Source organism: Ruegeria sp. CDSA141 (genome assembly GCF_059612005.1).
The window spans coordinates 302,515-320,428 of sequence record NZ_JBXWPT010000001.1; the positions used below are offsets into that span (position 1 = coordinate 302,515).

At 56.4% G+C, this 17,914-nt stretch carries 17 protein-coding genes; 13 read left to right on the forward strand and 4 right to left on the reverse strand.

Features of this window, described 5'->3' with window-relative positions:
- The first annotated feature begins 35 nt into the window (after positions 1 to 35).
- From AC2FLP_RS01515 to AC2FLP_RS01555, 9 genes are read left to right on the forward strand one after another with little or no spacing between them, the layout of a single operon-like run.
- On the forward strand, positions 36 to 983 hold the full coding sequence (locus AC2FLP_RS01515) for a carbohydrate ABC transporter permease (protein ID WP_117868495.1): 948 nt from the start codon (positions 36 to 38) through the stop codon (positions 981 to 983).
- Positions 980 to 1,918 (forward strand): carbohydrate ABC transporter permease, encoded by a 939-nt coding sequence (locus AC2FLP_RS01520; RefSeq protein WP_299636840.1) that lies wholly within the window; start codon positions 980 to 982, stop codon positions 1,916 to 1,918. Before AC2FLP_RS01515 ends, AC2FLP_RS01520 begins: the two co-directional genes overlap by 4 nt.
- Positions 1,915 to 2,103, forward strand: a complete 189-nt coding sequence (locus AC2FLP_RS01525) for a hypothetical protein (RefSeq protein ID WP_299636841.1) — start codon at positions 1,915 to 1,917, stop codon at positions 2,101 to 2,103. Before AC2FLP_RS01520 ends, AC2FLP_RS01525 begins: the two co-directional genes overlap by 4 nt.
- A gap of 2 nt (positions 2,104 to 2,105) precedes the next feature.
- Complete coding sequence (locus tag AC2FLP_RS01530) at positions 2,106 to 3,203, forward strand: ABC transporter ATP-binding protein (protein WP_496681198.1); 1,098 nt, start codon at positions 2,106 to 2,108, stop codon at positions 3,201 to 3,203.
- Positions 3,196 to 4,188 (forward strand): ABC transporter ATP-binding protein, encoded by a 993-nt coding sequence (locus tag AC2FLP_RS01535; protein WP_496681195.1) that lies wholly within the window; start codon positions 3,196 to 3,198, stop codon positions 4,186 to 4,188. The genes AC2FLP_RS01530 and AC2FLP_RS01535 overlap by 8 nt, the downstream gene beginning before the upstream one ends.
- 11 nt (positions 4,189 to 4,199) lie before the next feature.
- On the forward strand, positions 4,200 to 5,822 hold the full coding sequence (locus AC2FLP_RS01540) for a dihydroxyacetone kinase subunit DhaK (protein ID WP_496681193.1): 1,623 nt from the start codon (positions 4,200 to 4,202) through the stop codon (positions 5,820 to 5,822).
- 37 nt (positions 5,823 to 5,859) lie between these two features.
- The gene (locus AC2FLP_RS01545) at positions 5,860 to 6,888 is read left to right on the forward strand and encodes a LacI family DNA-binding transcriptional regulator (protein ID WP_299636844.1); all 1,029 of its coding nucleotides are present in this window, start codon (positions 5,860 to 5,862) and stop codon (positions 6,886 to 6,888) included.
- A gap of 28 nt (positions 6,889 to 6,916) precedes the next feature.
- The gene (locus AC2FLP_RS01550; RefSeq protein WP_117868502.1) at positions 6,917 to 7,972 is read left to right on the forward strand and encodes a sugar phosphate isomerase/epimerase family protein; all 1,056 of its coding nucleotides are present in this window, start codon (positions 6,917 to 6,919) and stop codon (positions 7,970 to 7,972) included.
- Positions 7,972 to 9,126: a Gfo/Idh/MocA family protein gene (locus AC2FLP_RS01555; RefSeq protein ID WP_496681189.1), complete on the forward strand. Its 1,155-nt coding sequence runs from the start codon at positions 7,972 to 7,974 to the stop codon at positions 9,124 to 9,126. The genes AC2FLP_RS01550 and AC2FLP_RS01555 overlap by 1 nt, the downstream gene beginning before the upstream one ends.
- A 122-nt stretch (positions 9,127 to 9,248) precedes the next feature.
- On the opposite strand, the gene AC2FLP_RS01560 is transcribed toward AC2FLP_RS01555, so the two are convergent.
- The 3 genes from AC2FLP_RS01560 to AC2FLP_RS01570 all read right to left on the reverse strand — a co-directional run bounded on the left by AC2FLP_RS01560 (position 9,249) and on the right by AC2FLP_RS01570 (position 11,644).
- Positions 9,249 to 9,815: a TetR/AcrR family transcriptional regulator gene (locus AC2FLP_RS01560; RefSeq protein WP_496671586.1), complete on the reverse strand. Its 567-nt coding sequence runs from the start codon at positions 9,813 to 9,815 to the stop codon at positions 9,249 to 9,251.
- Positions 9,806 to 10,882 (reverse strand): flavin monoamine oxidase family protein, encoded by a 1,077-nt coding sequence (locus tag AC2FLP_RS01565; RefSeq protein WP_496681185.1) that lies wholly within the window; start codon positions 10,880 to 10,882, stop codon positions 9,806 to 9,808. The genes AC2FLP_RS01560 and AC2FLP_RS01565 overlap by 10 nt, the downstream gene beginning before the upstream one ends.
- Positions 10,883 to 10,975: 93 nt before the next feature.
- A complete protein-coding gene (locus AC2FLP_RS01570; RefSeq protein ID WP_496681182.1) occupies positions 10,976 to 11,644 on the reverse strand; it encodes a cupin domain-containing protein in 669 nt (222 codons plus the stop codon).
- Positions 11,645 to 12,245: 601 nt separating this feature from the next.
- On the opposite strand from AC2FLP_RS01570, the gene AC2FLP_RS01575 reads away from it, so the two are divergent.
- The 4 genes from AC2FLP_RS01575 (at position 12,246) to AC2FLP_RS01590 (ending at position 16,929) form a co-directional block, all read left to right on the forward strand.
- On the forward strand, positions 12,246 to 13,196 hold the full coding sequence (locus tag AC2FLP_RS01575) for an ABC transporter substrate-binding protein (protein WP_299636850.1): 951 nt from the start codon (positions 12,246 to 12,248) through the stop codon (positions 13,194 to 13,196).
- A 78-nt stretch (positions 13,197 to 13,274) separates the two neighbouring features.
- Positions 13,275 to 14,312 carry a quaternary amine ABC transporter ATP-binding protein gene (locus AC2FLP_RS01580; protein WP_171362600.1) on the forward strand — a complete coding sequence of 346 codons (1,038 nt, stop codon included), beginning with the start codon at positions 13,275 to 13,277 and terminating at the stop codon, positions 14,310 to 14,312.
- Positions 14,305 to 15,894 (forward strand): ABC transporter permease, encoded by a 1,590-nt coding sequence (locus tag AC2FLP_RS01585; protein ID WP_117868508.1) that lies wholly within the window; start codon positions 14,305 to 14,307, stop codon positions 15,892 to 15,894. The genes AC2FLP_RS01580 and AC2FLP_RS01585 overlap by 8 nt, the downstream gene beginning before the upstream one ends.
- Before the next feature lie 54 nt (positions 15,895 to 15,948).
- Positions 15,949 to 16,929: an arginase family protein gene (locus AC2FLP_RS01590; RefSeq protein ID WP_496681178.1), complete on the forward strand. Its 981-nt coding sequence runs from the start codon at positions 15,949 to 15,951 to the stop codon at positions 16,927 to 16,929.
- Here AC2FLP_RS01590 and AC2FLP_RS01595 read toward each other — a convergent pair.
- Entirely contained in the window at positions 16,926 to 17,894 is a 969-nt protein-coding gene (locus tag AC2FLP_RS01595) for an agmatinase (RefSeq protein ID WP_496681176.1), read from the reverse strand. The genes AC2FLP_RS01590 and AC2FLP_RS01595 overlap by 4 nt on opposite strands.
- Positions 17,895 to 17,914: the final 20 nt, after the last annotated feature.

Below are 17,914 nucleotides of genomic sequence, written 5' to 3' on the forward strand. Positions count from 1 at the left end.
CCGTGCGTCCGAAACCGACAAGAACTGGCAAAGAAATGTCTGACAGGACCATAGATCGCGTTGCGCAGGCAACGCCCACGCGAGTTGCGCGCAAAATCAGGGGGCTATCCGATCGAGCGATCGCCTGGATATTCATTTCACCAACGATCTTCCTGCTGCTTGCAATCAACATCTTTCCGTTGATCTGGACGATCCAGCTTAGCTTTACGAACTACAAGGCGAACCGGATCGGGCGCGAGGTCAAGGATGTCGGGTTCAGGAACTACGAGCGTATCCTGACGGATTCCGATACCTGGCTGAATATGCAGGCAACTGCGCATTTTCTGTTCTGGACGATCTTTTTCCAGGTTCTGATCGGGTTCACCTTGGCATGGTTGATCAACAAGAAGTTCAAGGGAAACGACCTGTGGACCACGATCATCGTGTTGCCGATGATGCTGTCCCCGGCTGTAGTCGGCAACTTTTGGAAATTCCTGTATCAGCCGCAAATCGGCCTGTTCAACTACATCGTGTCCTGGTTCACCGGCAAGGAACCGTCGAGCTTTGAGATGCTGGGTTCGGTGACGTTGGCACCCTGGGCCATCGTGATCGTCGACACATGGATGTGGACGCCGTTTGTGATGCTGATTTGCCTGGCCGGGCTGCGCAGTATTCCCGACTATATTTACGAGGCTGCCGAGATCGACCGGGCCAGCAAGCTGCGGCAGTTCTTTACGATTACGATCCCGATGGTGCTGCCGTTCCTGATGCTGGCGGTGCTGTTTCGGGGAATCGAGAACTTCAAAATGTTTGACCTGGTGGTTCAACTGACCGGCGGTGGGCCGGGGTCTGTTACGGAACTCACTTCGATCAATCTCAAACGGGAAGCGTTTGAGAAGTGGCGAACAGGTTATGCCTCGGCATATGCGATCATCCTTTTCGTCACCGTGTTTGGCCTTGCGTCGATCTACGTCAAGGCCCTGAACAAGGTGAAACAGAGATGAGCAGTTTTTCCGTCACTGAACCTTCCAACCGGTCCAAGTGGATCGCCGGTTTTCTCGTCATCACTTATGCACTGATTACCATGATCCCGCTGGTGTGGATTTTGCTGACCGGTTTCAAGTCGCCCGCAGATGCCATCAGCTACCCGCCCAAGGTCGTATTCGACCCGACGCTGGAAGGATACGTCAACCTGTTCACAACGCGGACGCGGCAAACTCAGGACTTTCTGGAGGCAAACCCGCCGCAGAACTGGGCGGACGATATCGTGCGCCAGTATGACATGGTGATCGTCGGGCCTTCCAAGTTTGGCGAACGCTTCATGAACTCGGTGATAATCGGGTTTGGGTCCACGTTTCTGAGCATCTTTCTTGGCACCTTGGCCGCCTATGCGTTCAGTCGGTTCAAGGTGCCGCTCAAGGATGATCTTCTGTTCTTCATTCTCAGTACGCGGATGATGCCGCCAGTTGCTGTGGCTATTCCGATCTTCCTGATGTTCCGGAATCTTGGACTTAGTGACACGCATCTGGGGATGATCCTGCTTTATACAGGTGTGAACATCTCACTGGCGGTGTGGTTGCTGAAGGGATTCATAGATGAAATCCCCAGAGAGTACGAAGAAGCAGCGCTGATCGACGGCTACACACGCTTTCAAGCGTTCTACAAAGTGGTGCTGCCGCAGGCCGCGACGGGTATCGCGTCGACAGCAATCTTCTGCCTGATTTTCGCATGGAATGAATATGCGTTCGCCGTTCTGCTTACATCGGCCAATGCGCAGACAGCGCCCCCCTTCATCCCGACCATCATCGGTATTGGCGGCCTGGATTGGCCCGCGGTCGCGGCTGGTGCCACGATCTTCCTGTTACCCGTCATGATTTTCACCATCCTGATGCGCAAGCACCTGCTGCGCGGGATTACATTCGGAGCTGTACGCAAATGAGCGAGTTTCTGACAGGACTGATGCGACTTCGCCGAGGTCCGTGGGAGATGGTCGCGACCATCCTGATTGCAGTTGGTGTCTTCATGCTCATGCAGCCCTTTGTCCTGTGGGCGTTCACCTATTCCTTCATCGTCACGCTGATCGGAACCGTCATGTTCATCATCGTCAGCCATTTTCCGGAGTAGAAATGGCCCAGATTATTGTCAAAAACGTAAAGAAGATGTTTGGCGAGTTCACGGCTGTCCGTGAAAGCTCTTTCACGATTGAGGACGGTGAGTTCTTCATGCTGCTTGGACCGTCGGGGTGTGGAAAGACGACAACGCTCAGGATGATTGCGGGCCTGGAACTTCCTACATCCGGCGAAATCTACCTCGATGGCGAGGAAATCAGCCAAAAGCCGCCCTCACAGCGTGACATTGCATTCGTTTTCCAGATGTTCGCGCTGTATCCGCACATGAACGTTCGCAAGAACATCAGCTATCCACTGATATCACAAGGCATGTCACGTGCCGCTGTTACTGCCAAAGTCGAAGAAGTCGCCGGAATTCTGGGGATAACTGACATTCTCGATAACCCGGTGGGTGGGCTTTCAGGTGGCGACAGGCAGCGCGTGGCACTTGGGCGTGCGATCGTACGAGAGCCCAAGGCGTTCATGATGGACGAACCTCTTGGTGCTTTGGACGCCGAGTTTCGTGAGCATATGGCTGAAGAATTGCGCGCGCTGCACGATCGCATGGGAGCGACAACGGTTTACGTTACGCACGATCAGCTTGAAGCCATGCAGATGGGTGACAAGATCGTCGTCATGAACAACGCGGTGATTGAACAATTCGGAACGCCGCAAGAAATCTACGACAAACCTGCGACCATGTTTGTGGCGGATTTCATAGGATCCCCGTCGATGAACTTCCTGCCGTTTCAGGGAAAAGTGGCACCCGGTTCGGAAATGGTCAGGCTGAACGGTCATGACGAGGCGGTCCCGAAACTGATGGAGGGCGCGGAAGGGGAGCTGGTCTTTGGAGTCCGCCCGGAACATGTTTTGTTGTCCGACGACAGCGATTATCGGGCCAAGGTTCTGGCGGCAGAATACTTGGGAACAACCCAGATCGTGACAATGCAAAGCCCGAACGGCGAATTGAAGGCCCGCATTGGCGCAGGTGAAACAGTCGCGCCGGGTGAAACCGTGGGATTAGAGTTCCGTTCGACAACTGTGACCCTTTTTGAGCGGTCCACGGGCCGGGCGCTGAGATCTGCCTTGAACGATGAGGTGCTGACCGATGGCTGAAGTCGTTTTGGAGAACATCTCGAAGGCATTCGGAACTGTTCAGGCTGTCGACGATATCTCGATGACCATCCCCGATGGCGCTTTCGTTGTGCTTCTGGGTCCGACAGGTGCGGGGAAAACAACAACGCTTCGGTTGATTTCCGGCCTTGAGAAGATGGATACGGGATCAGTACGCATTGCCGGGCGAGACGTTGGACTGGAAACGCCTGCCCAACGCGATGTGGCGATGGTTTTCCAGCAGTATTCGCTGTACCCGCATATGACGGTGCGCGAGAATCTGTCGTTCCCACTTCGGTCGCCGATCCTCAAGACGCCTGAGGATGAGATCACGCAGAAAGTGAACGAAGTCGCGGAAATACTGCAAATCCCGCACAAGCTGGACAACAAAGCCACTGAATTGTCCGGCGGAGAGATGCAGCGTGTTTCGATTGGACGAGCATTGGTGCGCGATCCCCAGATTTTCCTGATGGACGAGCCCCTCAGTTCCCTGGATGCAAAGTTGCGGGCGGATTTACGCGTCGAACTCAAGAGAATTCAGGCGGACCTTGGGTCCACGCTCTTGTATGTGACCCATGATCAGATTGAGGCCATGACGATGGCCACACATATCGGAGTGCTGGAAGAGGGCAAATTGGTTCAGTACGGCACGCCCAGGGACATCTATGAAAATCCGCGCAGTGTTTATGTTGCCAGTCGGTTGGGTTTGCCACGGATAAATATCCTGCCGTCAGAGTTGTTCGGTGGGGATCACAAAGGCTCGCAGATCGGTCTTCGCCCGGAAAACATCGTAGAAGGCGAAGGCAGTGAGGCGCGTGTGATACGTGCGGAACACTTGGGCGACCAGACCCGGTTGCATCTGGACTTGAATGGCCATCCGGTCGTGACGTTGATCGATGTCCATCAGGATTACCCTGCAGGTAAGACTATCAAAATCCGTCCTCAAAACCCGTTGTATTTTGACGCGTCCGGAACGCGTGTGAATTAAGGAGCAAAAGCATGGCCCAGTTCCTCAACAAAAAAGAAACCCTCGTAACCGAGGCTATAGATGGTCTTCTTGCATCATCCGGCGGGGCACTGACCAGGTTGGATGGCTACCCCCATATCAAGGTTGTCTACAGATCGGATTGGGACAAATCGAAAGTCGCCCTTGTTTCGGGCGGAGGGTCTGGCCACGAACCTGCCCATGCAGGGTTTGTGGGCGCAGGTATGTTGACTGCGGCCGTATGCGGAGAGGTTTTCGCGTCCCCCTCGGTCGAAGCTGTTCTGGCGGGCATTCTGGCCGTGACCGGTGAGGCGGGGTGTCTGCTGATCGTCAAGAATTATACTGGCGACCGGCTGAATTTTGGACTGGCGGCCGAGCGCGCCCGCGCATTGGGGCGCAAAGTGGAAATGGTGGTGGTCGATGATGACATCGCCCTGCCTGATCTGCCGCAACCGCGCGGCGTGGCGGGAACCCTTTTCGTGCACAAAATTGCTGGCGCATTGGCAGAACGCGGGGCTGATCTGGATACTGTAACCAGGGCCGCAAAAAGCGTTGTCGAGAAAGTGGTCAGTATCGGCATGAGTCTGGACACATGTACCGTTCCAGGCTCTCCGAAAGAAGACAGGATTGCGCCCGGCAAAGCAGAGCTTGGGTTGGGTATTCATGGCGAGCCGGGTGTTGAGCAGGTGGAGTTCGCAAATGCCATGACCGCAATGTCCACCGTCGTGGAAAAACTGCAACAGCGAGTGGGGGCGGGTGACTGCGTGGCGCTGGTGAACAACTTGGGGTCTACGACGCCTCTTGAGATGTCTGTTCTGACGCACGCCTTGTCCGAAACCGGTATCGCGGGACATATTGTCGGTCCGGCACCGATGATGACTTCGCTGGATATGCACGGATTTTCTGTGTCGATCCTACCGGTTGATCCGGGTGATTTGTCAGCGCTGGAAGAGCCGGTCGAACTGGTGGCTTGGCCAGGGGTCAAAGCAATAAAGCCCGTCCAAGTTGCGCCTTTGCCTGATGGATTGACCCCGATTGATCCGATTCCTTCGAACAATCCGGCGACCAAGGAAACGATCACGCGTTTGGCAGAACTGCTGATCCGCGCCGAGAAAGCCCTGAACGAGTTGGACGCCAAGTCCGGTGATGGAGATACGGGCAGTACATTGGCGACAGCGGCCAGATCTCTGCAAGGCAGCCTGGATCGGATGCCGCTTGCGGACCTGACGCAGTTGTTTCCCGCGCTGGGCAATGAACTGAGCCAGACCATGGGGGGCTCGTCCGGTGTGATCCTTGCAATCTTCTTCAATGCGGCAGGCGACGCCTGTGCCAGTGGCGCGTCCATAGCAAAGTCTTTGGTTGAAGGTCTGAACCGGGTCAGCCAGGTGGGTGGTGCCAAAGTTGGTGACCGGACAATGATTGATGCTCTGGCACCTGCGCTTGCGGCGCTGCCTTCCGGGCTGGTTCAAGCTGCAAAGGCCGCACGCGAGGGTGCTGATAAAACCGCAAATATTCACCGTGCCAAGGCAGGCCGCGCAGCCTATGTTCCCGAAGAAAACCTGATCGGACATAACGACCCGGGTGCAGAAGCTGTTGCGTTGTTGTTCGAGGGCTTGGCACGGGAGATTGAGGGCTGAAAGAAACGTGGAAGACCAAAAACAAAAATTAGAATTGGTGAAAAAACCAACCGTTAATGACATCGCGCGCGTCGCAGGTGTCAGCTTGGCGACTGTTGACCGGGTCTTGAACAGGCGCCCCGGCGTGCGGGCCGTGACCGTTCAGAAGGTTCAAAAGGCAATCGATGAGCTGGGCTATGTGCGCGATACCGCTGCTGCCAACCTCGCGCGAAACCGTGTCTACAATTTCCTTTTTATTCTGCCGGATGCCGGCAATGAATTTGTCGAGGCGATATGCGATCAGATCGCTGAACAATCGCGCGATCAGTTCATCGAGCGAACACGGGTCACGATAAAAAAGGTCGCTCCGTTCGAGCCTCAAGACATCGTCAATATTCTGGATGGCGTCGACAGCCTGGACGTCGACGGTGTGGCCGTTTTCGGGCCGGAAACGCCTTCGGTCCGCGACGCTGTGAAGAGGGTCAGGGACAAAGGCGTTCCGGTGGTTGCGTTGGTGTCGGACTTGCCAAGTTCAGACAGAGATCATTTTGTCGGAATCGATAACGTTTCAGCAGGGCGAACGGCAGCTCAGCTGATGGGGCGCTTTGTGCATCGTCCGGGTAAGGTTCTGGTCCTGACAGGCTCACGTTTGGCACGTGATCATCTGGAGCGGCGTCAGGGTTTCGATCTTGTTGTCGCGGACGAGTTTCCTCATATCGAAGTCGTGGCGTCCGTCGAAGGCCGGGATGACCCAGAGCTGATCTACAAGATGATGCCGGGGATTTTTGAAACCTACCCGGATCTTGTCGGCATATACTCTTCCGCTGCGGGCAACGCGGGCCTGGTTCAATTTCTGTCAGAGAGCAGGATCAGCAAGGATCTGGTCATTATCGCGCACGAACTCACGCCACTCAGTCGAGACGCGCTGAACCGTGGCACATTTGACGCGCTGATCTCGCAAGACTCCGGGCACCTTGTCCGGTCCGCTGTTCGCCTTTTGCGTGCGACCTCGGACAAAGTTCCTTTCAACAAATCTCAGGAACGAATCCGTATCGACATCTATCTGAAGGAAAATTTGCCGCCATAGAGGCACAGTTTTTTGGGGAGGAAGCTAAATGAAGACGATCAAAGGGCCAGCTTTGTTTCTTGCACAATTTGCCGGAGACGAAGCGCCGTTCAATTCATGGGACGCCATTACCAAATGGGCGGCGGATTGCGGATACAAGGGTGTGCAGGTGCCCAGTTGGGACGGGCGGTTGTTCGACCTTGAAACGGCCGCTACAAGCACAGGCTATTGCGATGAATTCAAAGGCAAGGCCCAAGAGAACGGCGTTGAAGTCACTGAATTGTCAACGCATCTGCAAGGCCAGCTTGTCGCCGTTCACCCGGCCTATGATACAGCCTTTGATGGTTTCGCAGCCGAAAGCGTCAGAGGAGATCCCAAAGCCCGACAGGAATGGGCGGTTGATCAGGTCAAGAAGGCGCTTTCAGCTTCACGAAATTTGGGTATCTCTGCTCATGCAACATTCTCTGGCGCGCTGGCCTGGCCTTACGTGTATCCGTGGCCCCAACGTCCCGCCGGGCTGATCGAAACGGCATTTGATGAGCTTGCCCGCCGGTGGGTGCCGATCTTGGACCACGCAGAAGACTGTGGCGTTGATGTCTGCTATGAAATCCACCCCGGCGAGGATCTTCATGACGGGGTGACATACGAAATGTTCCTTGAACGCACAGGCAATCATGCGCGGGCTTGCATGCTGTACGACCCGTCACATTACGTTCTGCAATGCCTCGATTATCTGGACAATATCGACATCTACAAAGACCGCATTCGGATGTTCCACGTAAAGGATGCCGAGTTCAATCCGACCGGCAGGCAGGGCGTCTATTCCGGCTATCAAGGCTGGGTCGACCGAGCCGGGCGGTTCAGGTCACTTGGCGACGGGCAGGTGGATTTCAGCGCTGTCTTTTCGAAAATGGCGGCAAATGATTTTGACGGCTGGGCCGTGGTCGAATGGGAATGCTGCCTGAAACACCCCGAGGATGGCGCGCGTGAAGGTGCTCAGTTCGTTTCCGATCACATTATTCGCGTGACCGAGAAGGCCTTTGACGACTTTGCCGACGGCGGCACCGACGAAGCGGCCAATCGAAAAATGCTGGGGATAGGCTGATGGTAACAGGACGCAGTGAGGAAAGAGCGGGGCGCATTCGCCTTGGTATGGTCGGCGGCGGAAACGATGCTTTCATCGGCGGTGTCCACCGCATAGCCGCGCGGCTGGATGACAAGTTCGATCTGGTTGCAGGCGCGTTGTCCTCGACGCCGGAAAAATCCCGGGAAAGCGGCGAGGCGCTGGGCCTTGAACGGGTTTATGATGACTTCAAGCAGATGGCGATGCGGGAAGCGCGTTTGAAATCCGGGATCGAAGCGGTTTCAATCGTGACGCCCAATCACGTTCACTATGCCGCCGCACGTGAGTTCCTAAAACGCGGTATCCACGTGATTTGCGATAAGCCGCTTACATCAACCCTGAGCGATGCAAAGAAGCTGGTCAAAGCAGCCGGAAATTCAAACGCGCTGTTCATCCTTACCCATAACTACACGGGCTATCCCATGGTTCGGCAAGCTCGTGAGATGGTTGCCAACGGGGATATCGGCAAGATCCGCGTGGTTCAGGTCGAATATCCGCAAGACTGGCTGACTGAGCCACAGGATTTCAAGCAAGCTGAGTGGAGGACTGATCCGGAACGCTCAGGTGCCGGAGGATCAACCGGTGATATTGGAACTCATGCGTATAACATTGTCTGCTTTGTAACCGGGCTTAAGGCAGAAAGCCTCGCGGCGGATTTGCAGGCTTTTGTGCCGGGTCGTCAGGTCGATGACAACGCGCATGTAATGCTGAGGTTCGAAGGTGGAGCCCGTGGCATGCTGTGGTCATCGCAGGTTGCGCCCGGCAATGAAAACGCGCTGCGATTGCGTGTGTACGGTGAAAAGGGAGGCATCGAGTGGGCTCAGGAAGACCCGAACTATCTTTGGTTTACTCCTTACGGAGAGCCCAAGCGCCTGATCACCCGAAATGGGGCCGGGGCAGGGGACGCGGCCAATCGGCTCAGCAGGGTGCCGCCGGGACACCCCGAGGGCTACCTGGAAGGGTTCGCGAATATCTATGGTGAAGCAGCGGAAGCCATTCTGGCGTTCAGAAACCAGAGTTCGCCTGACGCATCCGTCGTTTATCCGACGGTTCACGATGGGCTTGGAGGCGTCAAATTCGTGACCGCATGTGTGCAAAGCTCTTCAAGAAATTCGGCTTGGGTAAAGCTGGAGTGAGGCATTCGGCTATTAGGGTTGAGTTGCCGGTTCCGTATGAAAAACCCGAGGTGAGGCGGGCGAGCGGGCGGGCACCTCAACAACTGGTGCCGGCGAACCGCACGAGCAAGATAAGGTCCGTGTCACAAGCACCGCGCCTTCAGTATTTCCGCCGCTTCATCAAAGGTTTGTACGCTACTCTCGGCCCGTGCAGTCAGATGAGCGCCCTCCAGCAAGGCCAATGTGGCGCGTGCTTCTGCTTTCGGATCCCCAACGCCCACGATCGAAAGATCTGCTTTACCAAGTGCAAACACTTCCTCGATCCACCGGGTCATCATACGCCGGAACGCGCGAATCTTGTCGGTGGCTTCTTTAGACAAGCTTTCCCGGCTGATGATCAGCGAGACACACAAGCACAGAGTTTGTCCGTCGTTCATAGCCGCGCGATACAGCGCGATCAGCGCACGCATTCGCTTGCCGGCCGTGTCATGAGTTTCCTCAATCTCGGCGCAGCGCCCGGTAAGCTCGGTATGGTAACGGTCCATCAAAGCTGCTGACAGCGCGGCTTTGGTTGGGAAGTGATAGTGAATCGATGCCTTGCGGATGCCCACCTCTTCGGCGAGGTCGGCATAGCTGAACCCGTCGAAGCCTCTGCTGCGCACGGCAAACTCGGCAGAATTCAGCAGAGCGGTCTTTGTGTCTATTTCCATGCCGCGTTCATCCTTTTTGCGCTCAACAATGCCGCGGTCGTCTCTGCTGCTTCCAATGCACCTTCAAGGTATCCCCCAAATTGTGCGGCTGTTTCAGTGCCACTGAAAATGATCCTGTCTTCCCAGATTCGCGTCATGGCCTTCGACAAGCCGTATTGCGGATGGGTATATAACGGCTGAAGGTCCAGATCGGTCGCTGTGAAGCGGTCGAACGCCCAGTCTTTCAGGAAAAGCGTGCTGGGTCTGGTTGCCTTGTGCCCGAACAATCGCCCCAACTGCGCCAGAACCTGCTGCCGCAACACCCCTTCATCCCGGCGAGTATGTGGGGGAATGCCGATGAAACCGAACAGCGCGAAGGGACCACCGCTGGCAGGTGACGCGTCGTGGATTTCCACCATGGGACCGCGTCGGCTCATGGCATCGCCAGACAGTCCGTCGTCACGCCAGAACGGAGTGTCATAGACCGCAAGCGTCTTGGCCTGACCTGCCATCCAAGTCGCGATTTCCCGCATGGCTGATAACGTGCCATCGGGCAAGGCGGGCTCAAAGATCAACTCAGCCGCGATACGTGGGGGTATGGCAAGCACTACATGCCTCGCCGAAATATGCCGACCCGATTGAGTGGTGACCCGAACCTCACCTTCAGATTGCGCCAATGCGGTGATCTGCGTGGACAGTTGGATTACCCCATCCGGTAACCGTGCCGAAAGCGCGTCTGTCAAGGCAGCGAGCCCCCCCATCAGACGATAGGACCCTTCCATAGATGAAAAGCCGCGGCTGCGCTTAACACGGCCCTGTTCATCTTCGAAACTCAGCGTGCCGGAACTGAATTGGTCAAACCTGTGCAGGCCCAGTCGTTCGATCAGCGCGGCAATCCGTGGCTGGCCGGGCCAGAACCAGGCCGGACCCATGTCGAAACGGCCGTCGCCCCGAGCCTCAGTCAGAATGCGCCCGCCCAGACGGTTGCGCGCCTCAACGACCAGCACCTCCTGACCTTGATCCACAAGCTGTGTCGCAAGGCTGAGCCCTGAAAGGCCCCCGCCGATGATGAGCGTATCCGTGCGCATGGTTCAGAACCCCTCACTTGAAGGGCGCAGGTCCAGCTTTTGGGGCCGGTCCGACCGGGGTTGTTGCGCCAGGGATGTTAGTTCACCCATCGGTTACGCCGCCGGCGGTCGCGCAAAAGGCAGGTGGCCTGTCTTCATCCAGATCCTGGCCCCGTCCGGCCCCGCAACTGCCGTCAGGCTTTTACCGTCAGGCAGGCGCAGCCAATCGTTTTTGACCAGTTCATCCCCGCCTTCGGTGATTGACCCGTCGATGATCAGCAGCTCGATCCCGCCAGATGCGTCCGATCTCAGGAACGCACCCGCGTCAAGATGGCTGTAGCTCACGACCTCGCGCTCATCCATATGCAAAACTGCGGTGGCGACACCGTCTATGGGCGCGCCCAGCTCATCCACCATGCTTTTGTGAAACTGGTTGCGATCGTCCATGTCGAACTGCCAGAGCTTGACGAAGATCGTGCAGCCCGGTTCCGAACCCGGAGTGTGTTGCGTGGTGGGCGGATTGCGGACATAAGTCCCCGCAGGATAATCGCCATGTTCATCCTGAAATACACCGTCAAGGACAATGAATTCCTCACCGCCAGTATGGGTGTGTGCAGAGAAATGACTGCCTGGCGCATAACGCACGATAGTGGTGGCCCGGGCGACCTCGCCTCCGATCCGATCCAGCATCCTGCGATCCACCCCCTTCATGGGAGAGGCCTGCCACGCAAGCTGGTCTGAGTGAACGACGACGCGGTCAGAGAAGTCCGAATTGATTTCCATTGGGTCAGTTCTCTTTGATGGTTACGACATGAAAACTATCTACTAGTAGGTAGATGAAAGCCAGCTTCAAAGTTTGGTTAGGCACCACTTTTCACAGAGAGTTGAACTGAGTCTGGTCAGAAGGACTTCGTTGAAGTGGGTGGGTGGACAAAAAATGAGAGGAGGTTCCACGCCGCCTTTACGGAAAGAGCGCGCGCAACTCAAAGAGCCAGACGCAATCAGTGTTTGCCGAAAGGTGGCTTTGCCTACCAAAAGGGCAAGCTGCCCGACCGTGTTGAGACTGGTTACGCTGTCTGCCCGAGCGATTTTAGCGCTCATTATACCTGTGGGCACTTCCGGTTTCGGAGATGTCGGACGCACCTCACTGAATCGCATTAAGTCGAAACTAACTTGCGATAATTCCGCATTCAAAAGGTAAAAAAACGTATCTCTTGAAGGGCAACGCATCCACATGCTTCACTTTTGGAGCCATGTAAGCCTGTGATTTTGCTGGCCCCAAAAACCCGAAAGGCACGGCCTTTCCAGACCTGAACCAGAGCGCATTACTGCCCGTATGGGCGAGAAAAACAAGCGCGGAAACTATTCAACACGGAGATATCAGATGAAAAAAACAGCAACGCTACTAGGAGGCGCGTCCTTTGCGATTGCCGGGCCGGTCATGGCCGCGGATATTGTAATCGGTGTGCCCAACTGGGCCTCGGTGAACGCGACGGCACATATTCTTGAAGTCGTGATCGAAGAAAACCTCGGCCTGGACGTGGAATTGCAAAACGGCACCAACCCGATTGTATTTGAAGCTATGGACAGCGGTTCAATGCAAGTCCACCCGGAAGTGTGGATGCCCAACCAGCAGAACCTGCATGATACCTATGTCAAGGAAAACGGCACCGTTGTCATGAACCAAAACCCGGTTCAGGCCGAGCAGGGTATGTGCGTGCCGACCTATATCGCGGAACAATATGACATCAAATCGATTGATGATCTGAGCGACCCCGACAAGGTTGCGATCTTTGATACTGATGGTAACGGAACACCTGAGGTATGGATCGGTGCGCCGGGTTGGGCTTCGACCGTTGTCGAGAAGATCCGGGCCAAGTCCTATGGCTATGACCAGATCTTCGATCTGACGGAATACGAGGAAACCATTGCCTATGCCAATTTGGCGAACGCGACAAAGGCGGGCGACCCGTGGATCGGGTTTTGTTACAGCCCCCACTATATCTTCGTGACACAGGACCTGACGGTTCTGGAAGAACCGCCCCACGATCCGGCCACTTGGACAATCGTTCAGCCCACGGATGATCCGGATTGGCTGTCCAAGTCCGAGGCGTCCTCGGCCTGGAACGGGGCGACGCTTCACTTGCACTACGCCAAGGAACTGGAAGAGACCTATCCCGAAGTGGCTGCCCTGTTCAGCAACTACCAGATGACAGGAGACGATCTGAGCGCGATGGGTAAGGCACTGGCGGTCGATAACGTCGAAGCCGCTGAGTTCGCCAAGGAATGGGTGGCTGCGAATGAGGACACCGTCATCGGCTGGCTGACTAACTAAATCACCACTCATTGGGCCGTCGCGCAAAACCGTGGCGGCCTTTTTCTGTCGGGCAGGGCATCGCCCTGTGGGGGAAAAATGGACGAACCTGTCGTAAAATTAGAAAACGTTTGGAAGATCTTTGGCTCGCGTGCTGAAGAGGCAATGGAAGCGGTCAGAAACGAAGGCATAGGCAAGCCGGAAGTTCTGGAGCGGTTCAATTGTGTTGTCGGCGTTCAGGGCGCCACGTTCGAAGTGCCGAGGGGTGAGATTTTCTGTATCATGGGGCTGTCCGGCTCGGGCAAGTCCACATTGGTGCGACACGTGAACCGGTTGATCGAACCTACGGCAGGTCGGATCGAAATTCTGGGTCACGATGTATCGAAGCTGTCGGAATCCGAGTTGCGCCGCATTCGCGCCCAGCAAATTGGTATGGTCTTTCAGCACATGGCGCTGATGCCGCATCGTTCAGTGCGTGATAACGTGGCCTATCCTTTGGAAATCCGAAAGGTTTCCAAGTCCAAACGCTGGGCTGTCTCGGATCACGCATTGAGCCTGGTAAATCTGACAGGTTATGAGGATCGACTACCCAAGGAGCTTTCGGGCGGGATGCAGCAACGCGTGGGGATCGCGCGGGCGCTGGCTTCGGACCCGGAAATCCTTTTGATGGATGAACCTTTCTCTGCCCTTGATCCGCTGATCCGCCTGCAATTGCAGGACCAGTTCAAAGCACTTGTGGCACAGTTGAAGAAGACCACATTGTTCATCACCCACGATCTGGATGAAGCCATTCGAATTGGCCACCGGATTGCGATCATGAAGGACGGCGTTATCGTGCAGATCGGAACACCCGAAGACATCGTCATGAACCCGTCCGACGATTACGTGCGGGAATTCGTTCAGGGCATCTCAAAACTTAAATTGGTCAAAGCGCATTCCATCATGGAGCCGTTGGACAGTTATTCAGGGCCACTCGACGGTGCGCCCCGAGCGGACGAGGGCGCGGATCTGGATCAACTGATCGACCTGGCCGTGAATTCTGATTTGCCGGTCGTCATCACGGATGCGGGCGTTGATGTGGGCGTCGTGACCAAGCCACGCTTGTTGCGTGGTATCCAGGGGGGCAAAAATGACTGATGCTGCAACAGAGATGAAAGTAACGGCCGCCTCTGATATCGAGGTCGATCGCGAGGCCCTGGATCTTTCCATCAAGGAGTTCGCTGGTCCGAACGGAGACTACTACGTCAACGTGTTCCACAAAATTCATGATGCGACCAGCGCAATTCCCAACACGTTCAATAAGTGGGCCGCCGTTCTGGGGCCATTCTGGTCTGCTTCACGCGCCGTTTGGGGCATGTTCTGGACCTTTCTGATCCTTGAGATCATCGCGTGGGTCCAAATCGGCAGGGGCGCGTGGGGCAATCCCGGCGCGGATTTCGCCGAGCGCGCAGCGCGTCAGCAGGAACGCGCGGCCGAGCTGTTGGCACGCGCAGCGGATGCCACGGAACAGGCCGATATCGACCGTTTCACCAAACTGGCCGAGAACATACAAAAAGCAGCGGCCACAAGTCTGGAAAGGGCTACCGCCGCCCAGTCCGAGGCGGCAGGCATCCTGATTACCGGGTTGTTGATGTTGCTGGTCTTCAAGGTGGTTCAAGGGTTCTACGCCGACCGCGTTTACGAAAAACAGTATTCTAACTGGCGCATCGATCCGGACAGCACGGAAAGCGGGCGTTCGACCCGTAACATCGTCATGGGTGCGATCCTGGTCGCTGCAATCGGACCTTTGATTGTTTACAAGTTCACCGTGAACGCATCCCTTCCATTGTTGGACGCATTCCCCGAACAGCAAGTGTCCGCGATCATACTGGGTGAAGGGAACGGCACACTGTTCTCGACTCTGGCGAGCTGGATGGAGGCCAGGATTGATGCAGCAGCAGCAGCAGGTGGCGACGTATTCGACGGGATCGTGGCGGGTGTCCGGTCGGTGCTTGATGCGCTGACAATTGCACTGATCGGGTCACCCTGGCCGGTGGTCATGTTGGTCATCTGTGTGACAGCCTGGCGTGCGGCGGGACCAAGGGTTGCCATCTTCACCGCATCTTCCTTGGCCTATATCGCGTTGCTGGGGTATTGGGACGTGGCGATGGAAACGGTTGCTCTGGTCGGTGCGGCGGTGCTACTTTGCGTGGTTTTCGGCATTCCGCTGGGTATCTGGTTCGGCAAATCGCAGCGCGCATATCGCGCGGCGGAACCGGTTCTGGATTTGATGCAGACGCTTCCCGCCTTTGTTTACCTTATCCCGATCATCGCCTTCTTTGGCACCGGCAATCCGCCGGGAATTCTGGCCACCATCATCTTCGGTATGCCGCCGGTCATCCGACTGACGGCACTGGGCATGCAAGGGGTTCCGGAAAGCATCAAAGAGGCTGCCGTCGCCTTTGGCGCGTCGAAATGGCAACTGTTGAAGGATGTTGAAATCCCTCTGGCGCTGCCATCGATCATGACGGGTGTAAACCAGACAATCCTGATGTGCCTGTCCATGGTCGTGATCATCTCGCTGATCGGCGGGGGCGGCTTGGGCAAGGAAATCCTTGAGGCGCTGCAATACGCCGCCAAGGGGCCGGGCCTGCTGGGTGGCTTTGCGATCCTGTTCCTTGCCATGGTCATGGACCGGATCGTGCAGGGCGCGTTCCGGCGAGAAGACGAAAAACTCTGAACGCAGACGCCCCCGGTTCCGATCGGGGGCGCTTTTCTTTGATCCGGGGAAACCATGACAGATCCGTATGAACAGTCGATGATGGACAACCTGTATTGGTGGGGCGTGCCTACATTGTTCCGTTGTCCCAATGTCGGGCCAGAAGGGCAGGATATCGCGCTGGCAGGTGTGCCGCACTCAACTGGCAACGGCACGACCGAAAGGGACCAGCACTTGGGGCCTCGTGCGTTGCGGCATGTCTCGGCCGTGCAACGCAGGGTGCATTCGGTTTTTGAAATTGATCCCTGGCAGAGCGCGCGGATCGCCGATGTTGGTGATGTGCCGTTTCCAAAGGCCAACGACAATGAAGATTGCATCGAACGCATCACTGAATTCTACAAGAACATAGACACCGCCGGAGCGCGCCCCGTTTCCATCGGAGGCGACCATTCCATCACCGGTGGAATTGTGCAGGCCCTGGGTGGCGGCAAACTTGCTGGCGGACAGCCGGTCAACTTTCTTCATCTGGACGCGCATACGGATGTCTTCACCAAGGTTGATCACTTTCTGGGGGCAAAGAAATCTGCGGCCCACTGGGGGGCCTATCTGGCCGATCAGGGGCAGGTGGATCCAACCCGTTCTATGCAGATAGGGTTGCGCGGCCATCCACGCAGTCTGGACTGGCTGCAGCCGTCGTACGATTACGGCTACAACATCGTCACCATGCGCGAGTTCCGACAGCGCGGATTACAGGACGTCGTAGCGCAGACCAAAGAGGTTTTGGGCGACCGCCCGGTTTACATCACCTTCGATCTGGACTGTCTTGACCCAACCGTCGCGCCGGCCGTGTCTAATCTGGAACCTGGTGAGAAGGGCTTTGACATCGATGAGGCGGTCGGCATCCTGCGCGCGGCGCGCGGTTTGAACATCGTCGGCGGCGACGTGGTCTGCATGATGCCGACCAAGGACAGCCCCAACAACATCACCGCGCTGACAGCCGCAGCGGTGATGTTCGAGATGATTTCGATGATCGCCGAGAATGTCGCGCGGGTCTAGTGCCGCGCGTCGATCGCCTGTGCCAGAACGCAAAGCAACTCGAACATCAGCGAGATGCCAAGCCACGCCGTTCCACCGTCGGGGTCGAATGGCGGTGACACTTCGACAAGATCGGCGCCGACAAGGTTCAGACCGGACATCTTGCGAATGACCTGCTGGGCCTGAAAGCTGTTGGGCCCGCCGATTTCAGGTGTTCCTGTACCGGGGGCGTAAGTTGGATCAACAAAGTCGATGTCATAGGTGCAGTAGGCCGGCTGCATGCCAACGATCTCGCGCACTTCGTTCATGACGTCGTCTATGCCCCGGTCGAACAGTTCTTCGATACGGATAATGCGGATGCCCTGTGCCTCTCCCCATTCGATATCTTCAGTGTTGTAGGCCGTGCCACGGATTCCGATTTGTACAAAACGCTTGGGGTCCACCAACCCTTCCTCGACAGCGCGGCGGAACGGGGTGCCGTGGGTGAACTTGTGACCTCCGAAATAGGTGTCGAACAAGTCCGTGTGACTGTCGAACTGGATCAGGCCAACCGGACCAGAAGCGGCCAGGGCACGCAGGACAGGCAGGGTGGTCAGGTGATCCCCTCCGGCCGTCAATGGTGTGATGTTGCGGGTTCGAAGATCAGTGTAGAAACGCGTAACCCGATCCAGCGTGTCTTCTATGTCGACAGGATTGGGGGCAACGTCTCCAAGATCCGCGCAGTTCACCATTGAAAATGGTGCTACACCCGTAACCGGGTTCATCGCCCTGATCATCGTGGAATAGTCCCTCAGTTGCCGTGGGCCATGTCGTGCGCCGGGCCGATTTGTGGTTCCGCCGTCCCAGGGAATACCTACTATGCCCAGTTCGACGTCCGTGATCCGTTCGTGTTCCATGTGCAGAATAGGCAGGCGCATGAACGCGGGGATGCCGGCAAATCGGGCGAGTTCCATGGCTGATACCGGTTGAAAAAATGAATCGGCCATGATTTCCCATCCTTTGTAAG

Bases quoted from the DNA above. Each gene is read 5' to 3' on its own strand.
- AC2FLP_RS01515 (WP_117868495.1), top strand. From the start codon at position 36: ATGTCTGACAGGACCATAGATCGCGTTGCGCAGGCAACGCCCACGCGA.
- AC2FLP_RS01520 (WP_299636840.1), top strand. From the start codon at position 980: ATGAGCAGTTTTTCCGTCACTGAACCTTCCAACCGGTCCAAGTGGATC.
- AC2FLP_RS01525 (WP_299636841.1), top strand. From the start codon at position 1,915: ATGAGCGAGTTTCTGACAGGACTGATGCGACTTCGCCGAGGTCCGTGG.
- AC2FLP_RS01530 (WP_496681198.1), top strand. From the start codon at position 2,106: ATGGCCCAGATTATTGTCAAAAACGTAAAGAAGATGTTTGGCGAGTTC.
- AC2FLP_RS01535 (WP_496681195.1), top strand. From the start codon at position 3,196: ATGGCTGAAGTCGTTTTGGAGAACATCTCGAAGGCATTCGGAACTGTT.
- AC2FLP_RS01540 (WP_496681193.1), top strand. From the start codon at position 4,200: ATGGCCCAGTTCCTCAACAAAAAAGAAACCCTCGTAACCGAGGCTATA.
- AC2FLP_RS01550 (WP_117868502.1), top strand. From the start codon at position 6,917: ATGAAGACGATCAAAGGGCCAGCTTTGTTTCTTGCACAATTTGCCGGA.
- AC2FLP_RS01555 (WP_496681189.1), top strand. From the start codon at position 7,972: ATGGTAACAGGACGCAGTGAGGAAAGAGCGGGGCGCATTCGCCTTGGT.
- AC2FLP_RS01560 (WP_496671586.1), bottom strand. From the start codon at position 9,815: ATGGAAATAGACACAAAGACCGCTCTGCTGAATTCTGCCGAGTTTGCC.
- AC2FLP_RS01565 (WP_496681185.1), bottom strand. From the start codon at position 10,882: ATGCGCACGGATACGCTCATCATCGGCGGGGGCCTTTCAGGGCTCAGC.
- AC2FLP_RS01570 (WP_496681182.1), bottom strand. From the start codon at position 11,644: ATGGAAATCAATTCGGACTTCTCTGACCGCGTCGTCGTTCACTCAGAC.
- AC2FLP_RS01575 (WP_299636850.1), top strand. From the start codon at position 12,246: ATGAAAAAAACAGCAACGCTACTAGGAGGCGCGTCCTTTGCGATTGCC.
- AC2FLP_RS01580 (WP_171362600.1), top strand. From the start codon at position 13,275: ATGGACGAACCTGTCGTAAAATTAGAAAACGTTTGGAAGATCTTTGGC.
- AC2FLP_RS01585 (WP_117868508.1), top strand. From the start codon at position 14,305: ATGACTGATGCTGCAACAGAGATGAAAGTAACGGCCGCCTCTGATATC.
- AC2FLP_RS01590 (WP_496681178.1), top strand. From the start codon at position 15,949: ATGACAGATCCGTATGAACAGTCGATGATGGACAACCTGTATTGGTGG.
- AC2FLP_RS01595 (WP_496681176.1), bottom strand. From the start codon at position 17,894: ATGGCCGATTCATTTTTTCAACCGGTATCAGCCATGGAACTCGCCCGA.